Below are 14,801 nucleotides of genomic sequence, written 5' to 3'. Positions count from 1 at the left end.
GTACCGCGCGAGACCGGTTTTTCGCGCGTTGCAGCCGATGCACCTTCTGCCGGGCAGACTCCCAGGGGTGGGCGGACGCCGGACGGCGAATTCCGCGCGCAAGGGCGCGCCGCAGGGTGCATACAGAAAGTGCTTGGCCTGAGAAATATGGATAAAAATGGCCTTCAGCGCTTATCTGTAAACGTTTCTTTGCTATCAAATTGATTGAGTTCAGTCCGGTGTCCAGAAAAGCGGTCTTGCAATGCTCTGTGGGGCGCCTTGGTGTGCTGACGAAGCTGGCACGGTGAGGGCAGGGCGCTGGGTCGATCTCATAAGAACGTTTGCAGTGCGCAGCTCCTGCGCCCGTGGCGGGTGCGCATGCAAGGACCGTCGGCGGAGCTATCCGCGGCGGTCGTCTGTGCTGCTGCCTGGTGGGGCGGGTGAAAGTGCTGTGGGGAACAACAGTCCGGCTGGGCGTGGCCGCCAGGTCTCGGCGGGCTCCATGGGCGCTGCAGAAGCTGGGCTGGCGCGCGACGGGTTGATCGCTGTGGTTGCGCCGTGCGGTCCCATACTTTTTGACCTTCAGGCTGCTGGACCCGATGGTCTGCCTTTCGGCGATGCGCCCTGTGATGCTTTCGGTGATGTGTTTTGTGGTGCGTTCAGAAAGCGTCGCGCCCCGCCACGCGCGCGGTGATCCGGATGTCCGGGCCCAGGGTCTCCACCGAGGTGAACTGCAGCTCCAGCCCGTCCGCCAGCGCGGCCAGGGGGCCGAAGTGCGCCAGGCCGCGCGCCATGCCCAGCAGGCGGGGGGCCATGTAGACCAACAATTCATCCACAAGGCCTTCCCGCACCAGCGACCCATTGAGCTTGTGGCCCGCCTCCACGTGCAGCTCATTGATGCCCCGCGCACCCAGGTCGCGCAGCATCGCGGCCAGGTCCACCTTGCCGCCGGAGGTCTGCGGCAGGCAGATGACTTGCGCACCCCGGGCCTCCAGTGCTTTGCGCCGGGCATCGTTGTCCGTGGCCGAATAAATCAGCACCTGGCGCTCTCCGGCATGCAGCAGCAGGTTGGCATCGGGCGGTGTTTGCAGCTGGCTGTCGACCACCACCACGTGCGGCTGGCGCGGCGTGGCCACTTCGCGAACGTCGAGGCGGGGGTTGTCGTCCAGCACCGTACCGATGCCGGTCAACACCGCACAGGCCCGCGCGCGCCACGCATGCCCGTCCGAGCGGGCCGTGCGGGACGTGATCCACTGGCTGGCGCCATTCTCCAGCGCCGTCGCGCCATCCAGCGACATGGCCGCCTTGAGCCGCACCCACGGTGTGCCTCGGACCATGCGGCTGAAGAACCCGATATTCAGTTCGCGAGACTCGTCCGCCCCTGGCCCCACCACCACCTCAATGCCCGCCGCCCGAAGCCGCGCAAAACCCTGGCCGGCCACCAGCGGGTTGGGGTCCGTCAGCGACGCGACCACCTTGGTGATTCCCGCATCGATCAGCGCGTCACAGCACGGACCGGTCCTTCCATGGTGAGCGCAGGGCTCCAGCGTGACGTACGCCGTAGCACCTCGCACGTCCGCACCTTTCGCAACGGCGTCCCGCAAGGCCATCACCTCGGCGTGCGGCCCGCCCGCGCGCTGCGTGAACCCCACCCCCAGCACCCCACCATCGCGTCCCACCAGGACACAACCAACACGGGGATTGGGGTTGGAAAGAAAAAGCGCCTGGGCGGCGAGCCCAAGCGCTTGGTGCATGTGGTCGGGCGATGAATTTGTCATGGCCCGCCGATGGTAGCGGCGGACGGCTACCGGTTCCAGCATTCGTCGTTGGTGGCTCCGCTGGAGCGGCTTAAGGTGTCCCGCACGCCTGTGTTTGTCAACGTGAAATTGCCACAGCGGTCCGTGGCTTGTGCGGTACCGGCCTTGCGGGTCGCAACCAGGGTAAAGGCCGCATTGGTGTTGCCTGCTTGAAACCCGATCGTGTACCGCTTCGTAGCATCTGCGGCCCAGGTCAGATTGGCTGGTAAGGCCAAAGGGTAGGTTCCAGTGGCGGTGGCGGCACGCTCAAGCCACTGCTGCGCCTGCAACAGCCCTGCGCGCGCATCAGCTCTGTGACCACGGCGAACGTATTCGGCATAACTTGGGACAGCGATGGCGGTGAGGATACCGACCACGGCCACGACGATCATCAGTTCGATGAGCGTGAAGCCGTGCTGGCGAAGGTGGGGCGTGCGTTGCATGCGCGGCATCTTAGCGTCCTTGTCACTGAATCTGGCGCCAGCTGGGGCGCAAGGACTCCTCCGGCATGGATGCAAGATTTTCCTTGTTGTTCTTCGCGTCGATGTCCACATTTTCAAATTTGTCCTTTTTGATGATGCTGTGCGGACCCTTGGCCACTTGAGCTCGCGACACTCCAGCGTTGGCCGTGGCACTGTAGAGTTGAGTCACGCCGGCCTTGTTCACGATCTGCACCGAGGGGCGCTTGCCGTCCATGATATTGACGAAGGTGCGGTACTGGCGTTCGCCGTCCACAGAAGTGGATTCGCAGCTTTCGACATTTGGGTCTACATCCGAGCCTTTGGCAGGCACCTGAGACCAAACGGTCAGCAGATTGCTTGCGTCGTAAAACTCCATGGGTTTGAGCAGGCGCTCCCCGACCGCCGGCAAGTCCATGTACCAGCCGTTGAAGTTCGCCCATGTGTCGAGCTTCAATTCGTTGACGATGTCTACGGTGCCGTATGCGCCAGCATCGGTTTCAGTGATTTTCTGTTGTGCCAGCTTTGCGGTTGTGACGCCTGTGCCGAGCGCAGCCGGCGCAGGTACGCAGTCCGATCCTGAAGGGCAGGTACCAGCGCCAGGGTGGACTTCAAGACGCTTGCCCAAAGAGGTTGTGATTTCGCGGTAACGGGTGTTGTCCAGCACGGAGTAGAGCGTTTGCACGTCGACGCTGGCGGGATCGTCTTTGTCCACATTGCGCCCAGTACCGAACGCAACCATCATGCCCCCCACCTTGACCGTCTTGGCGCTGGCGCCCGTGCCAATCTGCATGTTCCTGTCATTGGCGCGCACCGTCGGTACCGTCGAGATCGGCTGCACCTTGGTGCGGGATGCACCACCCAGGGCTGCGGGCCCTCGTGTAGTGAACAGCGGACTGCCGCCAAATGCGACCTTCCAATTGTTCGCATTTGCATCGGTCAAGTCGAACTTCCACAGGTTGCCCAGGTTGTCGCCTGCGTAGACGACGTCAGCTCGATTGTCACCGTTGAGATCAACCACACGCGGCGCTGCCAGTCCATTGTCAGCCGCAAGGCCGGTTCCCGCTGTGTTGGTGGTGGCAGGGATGCGCAGCAATTCCCGTGCACCGTCCAGGTATTGGATGAGCAGAACGGGGCGCTGGTTGGCACTGTTGTAGCCATTGCCCATCACCACAGCCCAGCGGTTATTGTTCATCAGGGTGATCTGAGAACTGCGCATCGGATCGTTGTCGTCGCGAACCGGCTTGGCGGTTATGTGTCCGATGTCCTTGTCTTCATCAACTGTCTTGAGGCACGCCACCTGCTCCGCTCCAGTCATCGTGCCGCAGACGGGGGCGGCCTCAGTGGTTCCGCGAGTGCGGTCGGCACGTACCAGCGCTGCGGCACTGGCTTCGGAGAAGCCTGGTACGCCGCTCGGCGAAGTCGTGCTGGTCGGGTTGGTCACGTCCATCACGTAATAACCCTTGCCTCCCAGGCCCAAGGTTCCCACGAGATATGTGCGCCAATTGGGAACGTAGGTTGCGTAGTTGGGGTCGGCTGGGTCTTGCATGCCCCCGTTGATGTCGATATCTCCCGTCATGGGGGAACCATCGACGAAGTACCGGTGTTTGTTGTTGTATTGAGGGTCTGTCAGCAAGGTGAGATTGGGGATGACACCGCGTGGCACGTAGGCAATTTTCTCTTCACCATCAGCTGCGGCGAAACCATGGAGCATCCCATCATTTCCCCCCACATACAGCATGCCGGGACGTGCCTTGTTGCTTCGCACAAATGCACTGTAGCCCTTGAACAGCGACGTGCTTGATGGTGCGCCGACATACCATACATCGGAGTTGATGATGTCACCCTGCCGGCTCTGGCGTTCGCGGTATGGCTTGGCCGTGGTGTAGCCCGTCGTCTCCGAGCCTTCCAGGCTGCGGTCTCCGCGGATGTAGTTCAGTCTCTGCTGTCCCTTGGTGGCGCCTTCATCCGTTCCGCTGGCGTTCTTCTGCAGCGATACCTTCTGGGCGGAGGAAAGGTTTGACTCGTCAGTGGCCCACTTGAATGTCACGCCCCCCTTGGGCTGCGACGTTTCCCACTTGTCGCTCCAACTCAGGATCAATCGATTGTTGATGGTGCCGATGGCATCCAATTTGTCTGCCGTGGTTTTTCCGCCCCAGGCAGGGTCACTGACGGTGGTCCCATCGGACTTGACGCGGTCGGCGATCACCGATCCCTTCCACGCCTTGGTGGGTTCGTATGAGGCCGTGTATTTGCCGACTTCGCTGCGCGACACGTTGGAGCCGCTTGTGGCACTGGCGCTCAAGTCGGGGTCAGTCTGCGTGTTGATCTGTCCAAAAATCTCGCGGAATGCCTTTTCGAGATCTTCGCCCTGCGTAACGGCATAAAAGCGGCCGCGTCCGTTGAGTGCTGCATGCCAGAGGTCCAGCGACCTCTTGTTTTCATTGTCCATGGCGGGCCAGTCCAGGACACCTGTTGCCAAGCTGGGAAAGCTGCCGTCGTATCCGAACGGCACGGTCGAAGAGGGGGAAATCACCGTCGGCGCACCGGGCCAGGTGACCGCCATATTGCTGAAACCAATGGTGTAGGTCACCATGTGTGGCCACGTCGCAGGGTTGTAGCGCGGGTTCCAGTAGCGGTCGAGAATGGCGTCGTTGTTGGCGGTGTCTTTGCCGAAGTTCTCAGTAGCAGGGGCTTTGCGATAGTCGGCCGTGGGCTGCATGGTGCCCGTCATGCCGGTTGTGTGAAGTGGCACAGCCCAGCTGTAAAACGCCCAGTCGGCGAGGGTATTGTTCTGGGTGTCGCGGTAGAGCGCACTTTTTGCACGCTCGGCTGCAGTCGCGCCCCCATATGTCATGCCGTCGGGCAGAGTGATGTTGGTGGCGTTGTCACGTTTGGTGGTGTCGGGCACGGCATGGGCAGTGCCATTCCAGCGTCCGTCCGTCATCATGATGTGGTAGGTGCGGCGGCACGCCAGATAGGGCGAGCCCGCGACCCCAGGGTTGGTTGCAAGTGGGCTGTTGGTACCCAGCGTGCGCCGCATGTACTGGTCCGCCTGCTTGAACATCGTGTGCGACGGGGTGCCATTGTTGGCAGAAAGTCCTTGTACGAAACTGATGAAGTTGGTTTTATGCGTTCCTTGCCAGGGGCGCATCGAATTGGTTTTCATCGTTGCGCTGTCTACATTGGTGGCGTCCGGCGAATTGCCGTTGTTCCACATGGCCTGCCAGGATATCCGGATCTTCTTGTCGGGCAGCAGACTTGTGTCACGGAACACTCCGCCAGTGCCCCCGTTGCCGATGAGTGCGTGCTTGAGCACGTTGATGCGACGGGTTGTCGGAGGCCAGGTACCGTCTGCATTGGGTACAACGTTGTTCGTCGCGCCAGTAGCGTTCTCCTGGTCAAGGCGAAAATTCATACTGCCGGAATCGTCGACGGAGATGATGACGTTCGGGGTGACATACGGTTCCACCGTTCCTGGGGGCGCCTGAGATAAGTCAAGGGCCCAGGCTCCGTGCGGGGCCACGGCAGCGCTGGCCGCGAGAGCGAGCATGTGTTTGCGGAAGCTGGGTGCGGAGGTGCGGGGCATGACGGGCTCCTTCGGCGTGAATACGGAACGTGGTTTGGGGTGTTTGCGGCGACAGGGGTAGCTGCGGTCCATCAGTCTTTGCGCAACTGGCGAACGTAGGTCTGCTGCAGCACTGCCATGGTCCCCGGTTTGCGGCCATACGCTAACGCTGTGATGCGATAGGCGACGTTGGGTTTGAGGTTCAGACTTAACAGGTTGGCGCTGCTGGTGGTGATCAGCCCAGAGTTTTTGCTGCTTTCGTCATAAGGCATGATTTCCACCCAATACCAGCCACCCTGGTTGTTGGGGGTTGTGGCATCCCATTGCAGAATGGGATTCGCAGGCGTGGTGGTGGTCCCCACGGCCGCGCCACTGTACTGCCCGTAGCGTGCACCGACTGCGGGTTGCGTCATCTGATCGAGGCGGACCTCGCCCGGTTGCAGATTTGTTGGAGCGGGGCTGGTGGTGGTCGTGTAGTTCCAGAAATCCTGGCGCCCGGTGCGCTTGGTGCAAAGACCGCTGCGGCACTTGGTTGTTTCGGTGTCGAGATCGGCTAGCAGCGGTGTCACTTCCTGGGAGTCAAGCGGAATCTTGAATGCGGCTGCGACGTTGTCCCGGCAAGTGGCAGCCACGCAGCGTGTGCCATCCGGGTTTTCGCCTCGAATATCAAGTTCCGCATCCAGAAGCAGCGCTTGGGCTGCCTCGAAGGCGCGCTGATAGTCGGCATCGTTGCCAACCAGCATCTCATTGAACAGGGAGGTGCGCGAAGCCCACAGGGCTAGCAGCATGGAGAGCATTACAAACACGATCACTACAAACAAGGCAACACCCCGCTGGGGCCGTCGCCGTGATTGGTGTGAATAAAAGGCGAGACAGGACATGAGAGGCTTTCCCGTGTACGTCACAGCACCGAGCCCAGAAGGCCTTGACTGCGCAGTTGGAAGACGTTGCGATACGCCAGATGCATACGCCGTGCTCGTTGACCAGCAAGCGTGGTCATGTCAACCAGGGTGCCATCGCAGTCCGTGTAGGTGCTGCCAGCGGGCAGGTCGAGAGGCTCAGTGCCATACAGCACTATGCAAACTTCGACAGCTTGCACCTGTGCCCAATTGGTCACAGCTGCGGCATCAACCTGGCGTATCGTTGGAACGCCAGGTGTGGCCGTAGTGTTCTGGACCAGGTAGCGGACCCAGAAGTTGGCAACGTTCTGGGCAATGGGTTGAGCAGCTGCGCCATTTCCACTGCAGCGAAGTTCCGAACCCACTAATTGAAAGGCGCTGGTCAGAGCTTGGTCGACACTGGCGTCGTTCGGTCCCCCTACGCAATTGCGGGCTGTCGATTGTTGTGCGGCACTGATGAACACGGGATCGGTGTAGCGTCGATAGCCGACGGTCAGTGTCACCGGAGACGCCGTGCCGGAGATGGTGTCGCTGCTGGGTGTGAACGCATTGCCCGTCCCCTGGGCAGGTGCCGAGGTCTCAAAGCCTACCGGCGCCATGTACAACGCCTCGGTCGTTGCCGTGCCTGGGTTCAGATTTAGGCGAAGGGATCCAGCCTGACGCAGCTGCATTCCCACAACGCGCATGACGTAGGCAGCTTGCTGTTGGGTGCTGCTGGCGTCGCTGACTGTTCCAGACACTCCGCGTGAGACCATCAGCGCGCCCATAGCCACCGCAACGACCAACAGTCCGATGGCAATGCCAACCAGCAATTCAATGAGCGTGACACCGCGCTGGATAGCGCGCAACGCCGGGCGAGGCTGAGCGCGCGCAGAAGTTGCACGAGAGTTCGAAAGTCGCCGACCAAGTTCAAATAAGCACTGTGTCTCCATGTCAGGCTCCCGGGCAGTAGTACATGGCGGCATTGCCTCCGGGGGTATAAGGGGCGCAGCGGCCTGCTACCGGGATGTACTGCAAATGGCAGGTATGGTCTGCGGGGCAGGCCGCAACGCCGCCAGCGCCATCGCTGAGTGTCCCGTCGTTGGCCTTGGCCTTGGTGGCGTCGATGTCATCCTTGTAGGCCGCGCTGGTGTCGCGTTCGTTCTCGCGCCATGCAATCATGATGCCGATCTGGCGGCGCTGACCTACACCCAGGGGCGTCTCGGCGGACGGGATGAAGATATTGGCCTTACCCAACGGCAAGGTGCGCTGCACCGCAGTCTTCCACACCGCCAAGTCGTAAGCAGCCAACTGGGCCGTGTTGCAACCGGAGGCGCAACTGGTTGCTGTCGGCGTGACGGCAAACCCGGAGACGTAGGAATTGATGCTCGCCAATGCGTTTGGGTTGGCTTTCATGCGCTCACCGAGGTCCTCAATGAGGCGTATGGCCTGTGCCCGGCGTACCGTGGTGGATGTATCGGTAAGAGTGCGCATCTGCACGCCGAGAATGCCGAGGATGCCCAGCGCGGTCAGCACCACGGCAACAAGGGACTCGACCAACGTAAGACCGCGTTGGCGGCGAGCAACTCCAGAAGATGAATGGTGGGCTAATCTCGGCATGGAATGGCCTCAGGTAAAAGAACTTGGATACGGCCTCCGGAGCTCATGCACACGCCGCGTGCGCCGGGATGGGCAATAGATTTGTTTAAGGGCACCAAGCTGAACCCTGGCCACGCGCCATCGACGAGACCCCAGCGGTTGAGTTTTATGCTGGCGTTGCTCACACTGCGGGTGACCTCGACCTTTCCGTTGGACTCCATCCTCTGGAGAACTGCCTCGCCCGCATCGCACCTGCCGTTGTCATTTACATCATGGCAGACCAGCCAGCCGCAGTTCCATGCTGCGTTTTCTGCCGCTCCGGTGCAACCGTTGGTGTTGTTGGGAATCTTCTGGATCGCGACGCGACCGCCGCGCTTGATCGCCTCCGACCGCGCCAACATCAATGACGACTGCAGCGACTCTTGCACACTTCGTACGCGCCAGGACTCGATGATCTGGGCGAACGAAGGGCCGGCCAGAGTGGTCAGCACCGCAGCAATGCCAACCACCACCATCAACTCGACGGCGGTAAAGCCGCACTGGCGCTGCCAATGGGCCAGACCGGTAGAGGTGCCTGTACGACAGGTAGGGGTAAGGTCTAGAGCCATGGTGCGATCAGCAGGCGTCGGTGCCTTTTTTGGTGACGATTCGGCCTCCGGTGGAAGCGCAAAGTTTTGCAGCACTGGTGTCGGTCAAAGCCTTTCCTTGAGGTGTCAGCTCAAAGAACATATTGGTTGGAACAACAGCCCCTCCCGTATGGGAAAGCATGCCCCAGCGGTCGACTGAGATGCCCCCGGTGCTGGCGGGTAGATTAATCGTGAGCCGGGTAGGTGCGGCGGTCACCTGGATGTCGCACTCATTGGGCGTATTTGCGGCGACGCAAGCATCCTGTAGCCCGTTGCCGTTCACGTCATAGAAGACCCGCCACCCGCAACCCCATTGGGTATTGCCCGTGGCGTTAGTGCACGCGGCGGTGTTTGCATTTTTCATCAACACGATGTTGCCCCCGCGCTTGATGGCTTCGGATCTTGCAAAGTACAGGCTAGAAGACAAATCCTCTGTGGCGCTGCGTACGCGCCATCTCTCAATCAGAAGGTTGAAACTGGGGGCCGCCAGTGCCGCAAGGATTGCGACAATGGAAATCACGACCATCAGCTCAATGGCGGTGAATCCTTGGTCATGGCGACGTGTCGCACCTGCGTTGTGCGTCAAGCACGCGGAAGACTCGCATGTGACCGAAGGGGATTCTTGCATGTCTGTCATATTAGGAGGAGCGCCACTTTGGGGAAGGCGTCGCTGGATGGGAGGCGGGCAGATGGTGATGAACGGTGGAGCGTGTCATTGACTGGGTTCGGAGGCTCGCTCCCGGCGCGGTCCGCTACTTTGGGGGCATGCGTTTGCATGCACATGTCAGCGCGTATATCCGCGGCAGGCACCGGCATTGGGCAGCCCTTTGCACTCTCGGGTCATGCGCTTGTCACGTTGGGCGGGAGTCTCTTCGGAACTGCTTCGCTGGTAAGTGACTTTGCTCACGCCCTTCCTTTTCTTGGTTTCTGCTCCTGCCTTGGTAGCTGTAATGGACGGTATTTGACTGTTCGCAAAGGGTGCTGTCTCAATCGCCGCGACGTGGGTAGGGAGCCAGGCAGCGGCGGCCAGAATCGCAGGACCCAGGGTGAAGCGCAATGAGAGACTGATTGCTTGGTTCATCAGGTGGAATCGTTGGCGTGGTGGTGTAGACGGCATTTGTGGCCCCATAGAGGTTGAGCAATACTCGGGCAGGTTTGGGGCCTTCGTGCGTTAAAACCCCAACGCGTTATAATCTAAAGGTTTTGCATGGTGCAAGACGCACGCACGCGGCCTTTCCAGTCGCTTGCGCAAGTGGAACCATGGTCGCAGGATGCATTGCGTTCGTTGCGGCCAAAGCTAGGAAAATTATGATCGCATCTTCCATCAAGGCCGAAGTCGTCAAGGCCAACGCCCGTGCTGCCAACGATACCGGTAGCCCAGAAGTGCAGGTGGCCCTGCTGACCGCCCGCATCAACGAATTGACCCCCCACTTCAAGCAGCATGCCAAGGACCACCACGGTCGCCGTGGCCTGTTGCGCATGGTGAGCCGTCGTCGCAAGCTTCTGGACTATCTGAAGGCCAAGGATGCAGACCGTTACACCGCTCTGATCGCCAAGCTGGGTCTGCGCAAGTAACTTTTATCGCACGCAAAAAGCGCCTGGGTTAGTCCGCTAGCTCAGGCGTTTTTTACTTCGGAGTTGCAAAACAGAGCGAAGCTGTGTCATTCCAATGCTGCAAGTTTGATAGCAAAAAATGCAGCACTGGAATGGCATCGTGTTCTGAATTGCCCTCCAAGCCCTTCTGGTAGGGCGCTACCAGCTATCAAAAAATAGGAGCTGAACATGAGCATTTTCAACAAGGTCACCAAGTCTTTTCAGTGGGGCGACAAGACCGTCGTCATGGAGACGGGTGAGATCGCCCGCCAGGCGACCGGCGCCGTGCTGGTGAATATCGATGACACCGTCGTGCTGGCCACGGTGGTGGCTTCCAAGTCGGCCAAGCCCGGCCAGGACTTCTTCCCGCTGACGGTGGACTACATTGAGAAAACGTATGCTGCCGGAAAGATTCCTGGCAGTTTCTTCAAGCGCGAAGCCAAGCCCAGCGAGCACGAAACGCTGACCAGCCGCCTGATCGACCGCCCCATCCGCCCGCTGTTCCCTGAAGGCTTCTTCAACGAAGTGCATGTGGTGATCCACACGGTGTCGCTGAACCCGGAAGTGGATGCAGACATCGCCGCGATGATCGCCACCAGCGCTGCTCTGGCGGTTTCCGGCATTCCGTTCAACGGCCCCATCGGCGCTGCGCGCGTGGGCTACATCAACGGTGAATACGTTCTCAACCCTGGCCAGACGGCACGCAAGAATTCGCAGATGGACCTTGTGGTGGCGGGCACCGAGTCTGCAGTGCTGATGGTCGAGTCCGAGGCACAGCAGCTTTCCGAAGAAATCATGCTGGGTGCGGTGGTGTTCGGCCATGAGCAGGGCAATGTGGCGATCAATGCCATCCACGAGCTCGTGCGTGACGCGGGCAAGCCTGTTTGGCAGTGGGAAGCTCCGGCGAAGGATGAGGCTTTGATCGCCAAGGTGAAGGCGGTGGCTGAAGACAAGCTGCGCGCCGCTTACCAGATTCGCAACAAGCAAAGCCGCACGCAAGCCTGCCGCGAAGCCTACGCTTCGGTGATGGAGTCCCTCAAGGCTGAGGGCGTGGAGTTCGACTCGGTGAAGGTGGAGGGCATGCTGTTCGACATCGAAGCCGGCATCGTGCGCAGCCAGATTCTGGCCGGCGAGCCCCGCATCGATGGCCGCGACACGCGCACCGTGCGCCCCATCGAAATTCGCGGCAGCGTGCTGCCGCGCGCCCACGGTTCTTCGCTGTTCACGCGGGGCGAAACGCAAGCTCTGGTGGTGACCACGCTGGGCACCGAGCGGGACGCGCAGCGCATCGATGCTCTGGCGGGCGAGTACGAAGACCGCTTCATGATGCACTACAACATGCCTCCCTTTGCCACGGGCGAAGTGGGCCGCATGGGCTCCACCAAGCGCCGCGAAATCGGCCACGGCCGCCTGGCCAAGCGTGCGCTGGTCGCCGTGTTGCCTACGAAGGAAGAGTTCCCCTACACCATGCGCGTGGTGTCCGAGATCACCGAGTCGAACGGCTCGTCGTCGATGGCGTCGGTGTGCGGCGGCTGCCTCTCGCTGATGGATGCCGGCGTGCCCATGAAGGCGCATGTGGCGGGTATCGCCATGGGCCTGATCAAGGATGCCAACCGCTTTGCCGTGCTGACCGACATCCTGGGCGACGAAGATCACCTGGGTGACATGGACTTCAAGGTGGCCGGTACCACCGGTGGCATCACTGCGCTGCAGATGGATATCAAGATCCAGGGCATCACCAAGGAAATCATGCAGGTCGCGCTGGCCCAGGCCAAGGAGGCGCGCATGCACATCCTGGGCAAGATGCAGGAGGCCATGGGCGAAGCCAAGACCGAAGTGTCGAACTTCGCGCCCAAGCTCTACACGATGAAGATCAACCCCGAGAAGATCCGTGACGTGATCGGCAAGGGGGGGGCCGTGATTCGCGCGCTGACCGAAGAAACCGGCTGCCAGATCAACATCGAGGAAGACGGCACCATCACCATCGCCGCCACCGATGCAGCCAAGGCCGACGAGGCCAAGCGCCGCATCGAGCAGATCACGGCCGAAGTCGAAATCGGCAAGATCTATGAAGGCCCTGTGACCAAGATTCTGGACTTTGGCGCATTGATCAACCTGCTGCCCGGCAAGGACGGCCTGCTGCATATCAGCCAGATTGCACACGAGCGTGTGGAGAAGGTCTCCGACTATCTGACCGAAGGCCAGGTGGTCAAGGTCAAGGTCATGGAGACCGACGAAAAGGGCCGCATCAAGCTGTCGATGAAGGTGCTGGCCGATCGGCCTGCAGGTGGCAGCGACCGCCCGGCTCCTGCAGAGCGTGGTGACCGCGAGCCCCGTCGGGACCAAGGCCGCGACGGCAGCCGTGATGGTGGCCGTTCTTCGGCTGATCAGCAGCAGCAGCAACAGCAGTCGTCTGGCGCTGATGGCGCGTCGGAACAACTGGCAGGCTGAGTCTGTTTTTGCTACTGATTTTGTAGCTTTCAGCGCTTGATGGTAAAGCGCTGAAGGCCAAAATCATTCAAATTCAACCCCATGAATCAAACCATGCAAGCCGTAGCCATCACGTCCTTTGGCGGGCCGGAGGTACTGGCTGTGGCCGAGCGCGCAAGGCCTCAGCCCGCCCTGGGCGAGCTGCTGATACGCGTGGGTGCCAGCGGCATCAATCGGCCTGACGTGTTGCAGCGGCTTGGGCACTATGCGCCTCCGCCCGGAACGTCCGATTTGCCCGGTCTGGAGGTGGCGGGCGTCGTGGAATCGGGTGATGCCGAGGCCATGGCGCGCGCCGGCATTCAGGTGGGTGACCGCGTATGCGCCTTGGTGGCGGGTGGCGGGTACGCGCAGTGGTGCGTGGCGCCTGTTGAGCAATGCCTTCCTGTGCCTGCCGGTTTCACCGATATCGAAGCCGCGTCGCTGCCTGAAACGTTCTTCACGGTGTGGAGCAACGTGTTTGACCGAGGGCGTCTGCAGAGCGGCGAAACCTTGCTGGTGCAAGGCGGCACCAGTGGCATCGGCGTGACGGCCATTCAGCTGGCGCGTGCCTTTGGTGCCACGGTGATCGCTACTGCGGGCAGTGATGAGAAGTGTGCCGCGTGTGTGCGCTTGGGAGCCCACCACGCCATCAACTACAAATCCCAGGATTTTGTGGCAGAAGCCAAGCGCATCACCGAAGGGCGGGGCGTGGATGTGGTGCTGGACATGGTGGCGGGCGACTACGTGGCCCGCGAGGTGGAATGTGTGGCCGAGGACGGGCGCATCGTCATCATTGCCGTGCAGGGTGGTGTGAAGAGCGAGTTCAACGCCGGTTTGGTGTTGCGGCGACGGCTCACCATCACGGGCTCAACCCTGCGGCCTCGGCCGGTGGCATTCAAGGGTGCCATCGCACGCTCTTTGCGCGAGAGCGTCTGGCCTTTGCTGGAGGCGGGCACTGTTCGCCCGGTGATCCACAGCACGTTTGCAGCCGCCGATGCGGCGCAGGCGCATGCCTTGATGGAATCCAACCAGCACATCGGCAAGATTGTTTTGACCTGGTGATCAAAGAATGAGCAGCAGTAAGAAAAAACTCATCGCAGGCAACTGGAAGATGAATGGCAGCCTGGCGGCCAACGAAGCGTTGGTGAAGGCCCTGATCGCGGGCTTGCAGGATCCTGCCTGCGACGTTGCAGTGGCCGTGCCTTTGCTGTATCTGGCGCAGGTCCAGGCGCTTGTGGCAGGGTCTTCGGTGGAATTGGCGGCGCAGGATGTTTCCGCGCATGAAGCGGGTGCGTACACCGGCGAGGTGTCTGCCGCCATGCTCAAGGATTTTGGCGCGCGCTATGTGCTGGTAGGCCATTCAGAGCGCCGCCAGTACCACGGCGAAACCGACGCTGTGGTGGCGGAAAAAACCCAGCGTGCGCTCGCTGCGGGGATCACGCCCATCGTGTGTGTGGGCGAGACGTTGCAAGAGCGCGAGGCGGGCCAGACGGAGGTGGTCGTCAAGCGACAGCTGGCCGCCGTCATCCATGTGAATGGCCACTGCATCAGCGAAGTGGTGGTGGCCTATGAGCCGGTGTGGGCCATCGGCACGGGGCGCACGGCAAGCCCTGAGCAAGCCCAGGCCGTGCATGCAGTCTTGCGAGCGCAACTGGCTGCGGCCAGCGAGCATGCAGACCGCATACGGCTGCTCTACGGCGGCAGCATGAATGCGGCCAATGCTGCGCAGCTGCTGGCCCAGCCGGACATCGATGGGGGCCTTGTGGGCGGTGCGTCGCTCAAGGCGCCCGACTTTTTGCAGATCATTGCAGCGGCCCGTTGAGCCGCATCCAAAC

14 protein-coding genes are annotated in these 14,801 nt (G+C 61.1%); 5 read left to right on the top strand and 9 right to left on the bottom strand.

Annotation, left to right across the window (positions count from 1 at the left end; translation table 11 throughout):
* The coding region (locus tag ACOQFS_RS22555; protein WP_421565041.1) for a hypothetical protein at positions 1-204 on the top strand (204 nt) is incomplete at its 5' end.
* Between the two features lie 434 nt (positions 205-638).
* On the opposite strand, the gene ribD is transcribed toward ACOQFS_RS22555, so the two are convergent.
* The 9 genes from ribD to ACOQFS_RS22510 form a co-directional block, all read right to left on the bottom strand.
* Complete coding sequence (gene ribD, locus ACOQFS_RS22550) at positions 639-1,733, bottom strand: bifunctional diaminohydroxyphosphoribosylaminopyrimidine deaminase/5-amino-6-(5-phosphoribosylamino)uracil reductase RibD (RefSeq protein ID WP_421565040.1); 1,095 nt, start codon at positions 1,731-1,733, stop codon at positions 639-641.
* Between the two features lie 50 nt (positions 1,734-1,783).
* Positions 1,784-2,218: a type IV pilin protein gene (locus ACOQFS_RS22545; RefSeq protein ID WP_421565039.1), complete on the bottom strand. Its 435-nt coding sequence runs from the start codon at positions 2,216-2,218 to the stop codon at positions 1,784-1,786.
* A 22-nt stretch (positions 2,219-2,240) separates the two neighbouring features.
* Entirely contained in the window at positions 2,241-5,822 is a 3,582-nt protein-coding gene (locus tag ACOQFS_RS22540) for a pilus assembly protein (RefSeq protein WP_421565038.1), read from the bottom strand.
* A gap of 71 nt (positions 5,823-5,893) precedes the next feature.
* Entirely contained in the window at positions 5,894-6,682 is a 789-nt protein-coding gene (locus ACOQFS_RS22535; protein ID WP_421565037.1) for a pilus assembly PilX family protein, read from the bottom strand.
* A gap of 20 nt (positions 6,683-6,702) precedes the next feature.
* Positions 6,703-7,632 (bottom strand): PilW family protein, encoded by a 930-nt coding sequence (locus ACOQFS_RS22530; protein ID WP_421565036.1) that lies wholly within the window; start codon positions 7,630-7,632, stop codon positions 6,703-6,705.
* A gap of 1 nt (position 7,633) precedes the next feature.
* Positions 7,634-8,299, bottom strand: coding sequence for a type IV pilus modification protein PilV (gene pilV, locus ACOQFS_RS22525; protein WP_421565035.1), 666 nt, complete (start codon positions 8,297-8,299; stop codon positions 7,634-7,636).
* The gene (locus ACOQFS_RS22520) at positions 8,287-8,886 is read right to left on the bottom strand and encodes a GspH/FimT family pseudopilin (protein ID WP_421565034.1); all 600 of its coding nucleotides are present in this window, start codon (positions 8,884-8,886) and stop codon (positions 8,287-8,289) included. Before ACOQFS_RS22520 ends, pilV begins: the two co-directional genes overlap by 13 nt.
* Positions 8,887-8,893: 7 nt before the next feature.
* On the bottom strand, positions 8,894-9,532 hold the full coding sequence (locus ACOQFS_RS22515; RefSeq protein ID WP_421565033.1) for a GspH/FimT family pseudopilin: 639 nt from the start codon (positions 9,530-9,532) through the stop codon (positions 8,894-8,896).
* Positions 9,533-9,688: 156 nt separating this feature from the next.
* A complete protein-coding gene (locus ACOQFS_RS22510) occupies positions 9,689-9,985 on the bottom strand; it encodes a hypothetical protein (RefSeq protein ID WP_421565032.1) in 297 nt (98 codons plus the stop codon).
* 227 nt (positions 9,986-10,212) lie between these two features.
* Between ACOQFS_RS22510 and rpsO the strand changes: the two genes are divergently transcribed.
* From rpsO to tpiA, 4 genes are all read left to right on the top strand, one after another.
* Positions 10,213-10,479: a 30S ribosomal protein S15 gene (gene rpsO / locus ACOQFS_RS22505; protein ID WP_092937170.1), complete on the top strand. Its 267-nt coding sequence runs from the start codon at positions 10,213-10,215 to the stop codon at positions 10,477-10,479.
* A gap of 207 nt (positions 10,480-10,686) precedes the next feature.
* Positions 10,687-12,948: a polyribonucleotide nucleotidyltransferase gene (pnp, locus tag ACOQFS_RS22500; RefSeq protein WP_421565031.1), complete on the top strand. Its 2,262-nt coding sequence runs from the start codon at positions 10,687-10,689 to the stop codon at positions 12,946-12,948.
* Positions 12,949-13,041: 93 nt separating this feature from the next.
* The gene (locus ACOQFS_RS22495; protein WP_421565030.1) at positions 13,042-14,028 is read left to right on the top strand and encodes an NAD(P)H-quinone oxidoreductase; all 987 of its coding nucleotides are present in this window, start codon (positions 13,042-13,044) and stop codon (positions 14,026-14,028) included.
* A gap of 7 nt (positions 14,029-14,035) precedes the next feature.
* Complete coding sequence (gene tpiA, locus ACOQFS_RS22490) at positions 14,036-14,788, top strand: triose-phosphate isomerase (RefSeq protein ID WP_421565029.1); 753 nt, start codon at positions 14,036-14,038, stop codon at positions 14,786-14,788.
* Positions 14,789-14,801 lie beyond the last annotated feature (13 nt).

It is taken from the genome of Paracidovorax sp. MALMAid1276 (assembly GCF_049198005.1).
GTDB lineage: Bacteria > Pseudomonadota > Gammaproteobacteria > Burkholderiales > Burkholderiaceae_C > Acidovorax.
This window is presented reverse-complemented; position numbering and strand designations above follow the sequence as displayed.

Bases quoted from the DNA above. Each gene is read 5' to 3' on its own strand.
- ACOQFS_RS22515 (WP_421565033.1), bottom strand. From the start codon at position 9,532: ATGCAAGAATCCCCTTCGGTCACATGCGAGTCTTCCGCGTGCTTGACG.
- ACOQFS_RS22510 (WP_421565032.1), bottom strand. From the start codon at position 9,985: ATGAACCAAGCAATCAGTCTCTCATTGCGCTTCACCCTGGGTCCTGCG.
- pnp (WP_421565031.1), top strand. From the start codon at position 10,687: ATGAGCATTTTCAACAAGGTCACCAAGTCTTTTCAGTGGGGCGACAAG.
- ACOQFS_RS22545 (WP_421565039.1), bottom strand. From the start codon at position 2,218: ATGCAACGCACGCCCCACCTTCGCCAGCACGGCTTCACGCTCATCGAA.
- rpsO (WP_092937170.1), top strand. From the start codon at position 10,213: ATGATCGCATCTTCCATCAAGGCCGAAGTCGTCAAGGCCAACGCCCGT.
- ACOQFS_RS22520 (WP_421565034.1), bottom strand. From the start codon at position 8,886: ATGGCTCTAGACCTTACCCCTACCTGTCGTACAGGCACCTCTACCGGT.
- ribD (WP_421565040.1), bottom strand. From the start codon at position 1,733: ATGCACCAAGCGCTTGGGCTCGCCGCCCAGGCGCTTTTTCTTTCCAAC.
- tpiA (WP_421565029.1), top strand. From the start codon at position 14,036: ATGAGCAGCAGTAAGAAAAAACTCATCGCAGGCAACTGGAAGATGAAT.
- ACOQFS_RS22530 (WP_421565036.1), bottom strand. From the start codon at position 7,632: ATGGAGACACAGTGCTTATTTGAACTTGGTCGGCGACTTTCGAACTCT.
- pilV (WP_421565035.1), bottom strand. From the start codon at position 8,299: ATGCCGAGATTAGCCCACCATTCATCTTCTGGAGTTGCTCGCCGCCAA.
- ACOQFS_RS22535 (WP_421565037.1), bottom strand. From the start codon at position 6,682: ATGTCCTGTCTCGCCTTTTATTCACACCAATCACGGCGACGGCCCCAG.
- ACOQFS_RS22495 (WP_421565030.1), top strand. From the start codon at position 13,042: ATGCAAGCCGTAGCCATCACGTCCTTTGGCGGGCCGGAGGTACTGGCT.
- ACOQFS_RS22540 (WP_421565038.1), bottom strand. From the start codon at position 5,822: ATGCCCCGCACCTCCGCACCCAGCTTCCGCAAACACATGCTCGCTCTC.